Here is a 4,138-nt window from a genome sequence, read left to right on the forward strand (position 1 = left end):
TTAGGACGCTGGCCTCTCACGCCGGAAACCGGGGTTCAAGCCCCCGTGGGACTACCATAAATGAAAACAAGGGGTTTGGTATTGCTACCGGCCCCTTTTTCTATTTCTGAAAGCACCTTCCCCAGCACTATCCCCAGCAGACAGGCAAAAAAGAACCCCCCAGCGACAAACCCCAGCGGGTCATTTTGTGCCTGGCCGGACGGGTTGACATTGCGTGTAAGGACCGGCTGTAGCTGGTGGAGAGGCCAACCGGACAGCAGAGGATATGATGGATGGCTTTACAAACACTGGCAAATTACGACTTCACCCGGTAAACCCTTTGCAGCCTGTTTCTTTAGCGTATTTCTTAGATTTTGGATAATCTCTGCATACCCTGGGTTTTACATCGTGGATCTTGCAAATATATTTATCTTCCCCTGTAAGTTTCCTTAACCACGGACACTTCGCAACATCGTCATGGGTTCGTGGGTTTATCCAAACATCATAGACATATCTTCCATTACCGATATCAATGGGATCAACCCAAGCCAAAATATCGTCTCGGGCATTATCCTGCCACATATCTATGTCTGATTGGTCTACTGAGTGCTGATAGGCATCGTGAAGGTTAAGGCAGCAATTTCCGCATTGCTTACAAACAAATCCACTTGGTCGCATCAAGTCCCTCCTGTATAATCATTTAACCGCTCATATATTGCCCGTGAGTGCCACTTAAATCAATCAGAATCGACGAACCGCCCGCACCGCTGGCCTTTAGTTACCCATAACCCATCCCATGCCCATCAGAGGTTTGTCCCCCGGCTGTAGCTGGATGTGCGGCAAACCCGGTAGTGGCGGACACCTGTCGCAAATGTAGCACCCACCATTGTAACACCCGGCAAGATGGATGTCACACCCGCTGCCGTATCACCCGTAGCACCCGCCGACGTACCGCCCATATCACCCGCCCGAAAAGTCCCGGAACGTATCACCCGGCGCGTATCACCCGGCCCGGACGTAACACCCGCACCCTGCCCGCGTTGCATAGCCAAAGATCAAGAGATCGCCCGCCTCACGGCTCAGGTAGGAGACACGGGAAAGACCTGGAGGGCGCGAACGTCCGGGGTTTGTGCTAAGGTGAACATCTCAACTTTCGCAGGAGCGAAAAACGTGTAATATAATGTAATAATTAGTAGTATAGCGTCACAAAGTGTGATATATGGGTTTTGTTCCCAACAAAAGTCCATCAACGCACGAGGTGACGCTATGAGCCAGATTGTATCAGACATCGTTTCCTGTGAAAACCAGATTCATCAGTTCTTTCACAATCAGAAAATCGGCAGCCTGTTGAAGCGCAGCAACATCGACAAGGAGAAGGGCATTTCTCCGGTCTCCGTGTTCCGGGTTCTGGTCACTTTGGCCTTCACCGGAAAGAACCTTTTTCGCACCCTCGAAGCAGGTGGAAGCTGCGGCATGGCCAAGGATACGGTATATCGGTTTCTCAACTCGGTCCATACCAACTGGCGGAGATTCCTTCTGCTGTTGAGCTCCCGGGTGATCAGCCAGGAGCTTGAGCCGTTGACCGGCGCCGCCAACATGAAGGTGCTGATCGCCGATGACACGCTCTACCGCCGCAATCGGAGCAAGTATGTTGAGCTGTTGTCGCGAGTCTTTGACCATATCGACAAACGGTATTACCGCGGGTTCAGGATGCTCGTCCTGGGATGGTCCGACGGCATCAGCTTCGTTCCTGTGTCCTGTGCGCTGCTGGCATCCAGCAAGGAAAAGAACCGGCTGGTTCCCTTGCGTACGGACCTTGACCGTCGCACCAACGGCGCGAGACGTCGCCGGGAAGGCATCCGCAAGGCAACCGATGTCCTTGTCGAAATGGTAGCCGAGGCCATGGCAAGTGGGATTCAAGCCAGTCACCTTATGTTCGACAGCTGGTTTGCATATCCCGCAACCATAAGGAAGTTGCTCGCGAAAGGGGTGCATACCATCTGCATGCTCAAGGTCACGGAAAAAATCTTCTATCGCTACCAGGGGGAAGATCTCCATCTGGCGGCCATCTACAGGAAGATCCGCAAGCGTCGCGGCCGTGCAAAGATCCTCGCTTCGGTCATGGTCGAGATCGGGGAAAATGACCAAGGCATCCCGGTCCCGGCAAAGATCGTATTCGTCCGGGACAGGCGCTCCAAAAAGTGGCTGGCCCTGCTGTCCACCGATATTGCCTTGGGTGACGAGGAGATCGTCACGGCCTATAAACGCAGATGGGACATCGAGGTGTTCTTCAAGATGGCCAAGTCGTTTCTAAATCTTGCCAAAGAGTGCCAGGGTCGGTCCTATGATGGTCTTGTCGCCCATTCCACTGTGGTGTGCTGCCGATACATCATGTTGGCCCTCGCCAAGAGGACCAACAAGGACCCCCGAACTCTTGGGACCCTGTTTCACGCCTGTTGCGAAGAACTCCAGCAGGCGACCTTCGCTGAAGCACTGGCCCTCGTGCTGGTGTTGCTGGAGCAGGCAATGGGCGCCGCCTCGGAAATAACCAGGGAACTGTTCCGCTCCCTGATCGACCGGTTTCTCAGAGATCTACCCCCAATTTATGGGGCACGGTGGCTACTTGCATGGCAAAATAACACCGCTTATTGTTAAAGAACAGATAGATAGACTCGCTTAAACGTGTGCGAAAGTTGAGTTATTTATTATTTAGTCGAGATTTGCGGCCGATGTGCTTGTGTAGCAGCTTTTCAAGATGTTCTTCAGCAGTATTTGTCCAGTGAACTTTCATTCCTGCAAGCCATACTTTGCACGGATTTCTTTTACATCTTTTGTGCGGCCCGCTTTACTATCGGCCAACCCGAACTCAATGACCTCACGCACATAAATTTCATGCATCAAATCATCCCATGTGGCACTTGCAGGCATCCGATCGACAATCTTGTGTGCTTCTTCCTTAATTATCATTGTGGACATATAGTTACCTCCTTCTTTTCAAAAACAATAGCACAGAATTAATAATCAATCAACAGCCAAACAGCAATGGTGCCAAGGCTTGTCAACATCAAGCAAGGTATAGCCGGAATTATGGGACGGTTGCCACACACGGTAATCACTATCGCTCCAAGTATTGTTTCAGCGAGGTTTTACCCGAACGAAAGAAGTCTAGGCTGCTACATCCCTTGTTTCTAAGCGTTTGGCAGACACTAAGCAGCATCAAGGAGTCCCGTTACCGGATCGAGGATTTCCACATTTTCGTCCCCGAGGAGCCGCCCGAAATTCTCGTGGACCAGGTGCTCGGCGGATTCCACCATGAAGCGTACGATCTCATTGGGGGTATAAATGATCCCCAAACGGTCCGCCGCCGCCGGATTGTAGGCCCGGTAGAAGTTCTCGTAAAAGACCTTGAGAAAACGCTGCTTTTCGTGATGGTCGGCGATCCCGGAAGCGGCAGCCTTGATGATCCGGATATAGGGATCGATCTTGCCCAGGATGCCCCTGCGGACGGCGCCGGTAAAGAAGGTTTCGATCACCCCCATGAGGGAGCGGGCGATGTTGTTTTCCCGGTGAAACTGGGATTCATTGAAAACGGTGATGAAGATGTCTTCCGTCAGGATGTGCTGGATGATCATCTCCCGGATGTCGGCCATGACGATATGGGGGTTGATGGAATCCCGGCAGAGTTCCAGAAAATCTCCACGCGCCCGGGCAAAAGCGGCGTTGAGAGCCGCCTGGTCTTCGATGAGTTTCCGCAGTTTGACGATTAGATCGGGAAGATCTTTCTTGAAACGGTCAATCGCCTCCCGGAAGGTCCGGACCTCCTGGGGTTCATAGTTGACGAAGGTTGTGATCAGGCTGTGGAGGGCGGCGTGGTCGTCGAAGGAGGCCCGCTGCAGCTCCCGGCCGTTCCGGATGAGAACGGCGGTCCGGCCGTCTTCAAAGAGGATATTGGTCGTGGGATAACCTTTGGCAAGTTTCTTTTGAATCTCGTCGTCAAGGGTATCCTTCTGGTCTTTGCTCTCCCAGTATCCCCAGTCCTGACGAAAGGCGTCTTTCAGCGTGCCGTCCGGATTGACGGCTGTGCCGAGTGCGGTCCTGTACTCCAGCTCCAGGATCAGCTCGATTTTCTTGTCGGCGCAGTATTGTTCCAGAAGTTTCT

The 4,138-nt window shown here is 52.6% G+C and carries 4 protein-coding genes; 1 reads left to right on the top strand and 3 read right to left on the bottom strand.

Features of this window, described 5'->3' with window-relative positions; genetic code table 11:
* Positions 1-303: 303 nt before the first annotated feature.
* Positions 304-657 (bottom strand): YkgJ family cysteine cluster protein, encoded by a 354-nt coding sequence (locus WC600_18750; protein ID MFA4904769.1) that lies wholly within the window; start codon positions 655-657, stop codon positions 304-306.
* A 588-nt stretch (positions 658-1,245) separates the two neighbouring features.
* On the opposite strand from WC600_18750, the gene WC600_18755 reads away from it, so the two are divergent.
* Entirely contained in the window at positions 1,246-2,634 is a 1,389-nt protein-coding gene (locus tag WC600_18755) for a transposase (GenBank protein ID MFA4904770.1), read from the top strand.
* Positions 2,635-2,766: 132 nt separating this feature from the next.
* Here the strand turns inward: WC600_18755 and WC600_18760 are convergent, their stop codons facing one another.
* Both WC600_18760 and WC600_18765 read right to left on the bottom strand, forming a co-directional pair.
* Complete coding sequence (locus WC600_18760) at positions 2,767-2,955, bottom strand: hypothetical protein (GenBank protein ID MFA4904771.1); 189 nt, start codon at positions 2,953-2,955, stop codon at positions 2,767-2,769.
* A 230-nt stretch (positions 2,956-3,185) separates the two neighbouring features.
* On the bottom strand, positions 3,186-4,138 hold a 953-nt coding region (locus tag WC600_18765; protein MFA4904772.1), incomplete at its 5' end, for a hypothetical protein.

The sequence above is a fragment of the Desulfobaccales bacterium genome, assembly GCA_041648175.1.
GTDB lineage: Bacteria > Desulfobacterota > Desulfobaccia > Desulfobaccales > 0-14-0-80-60-11 > 0-14-0-80-60-11.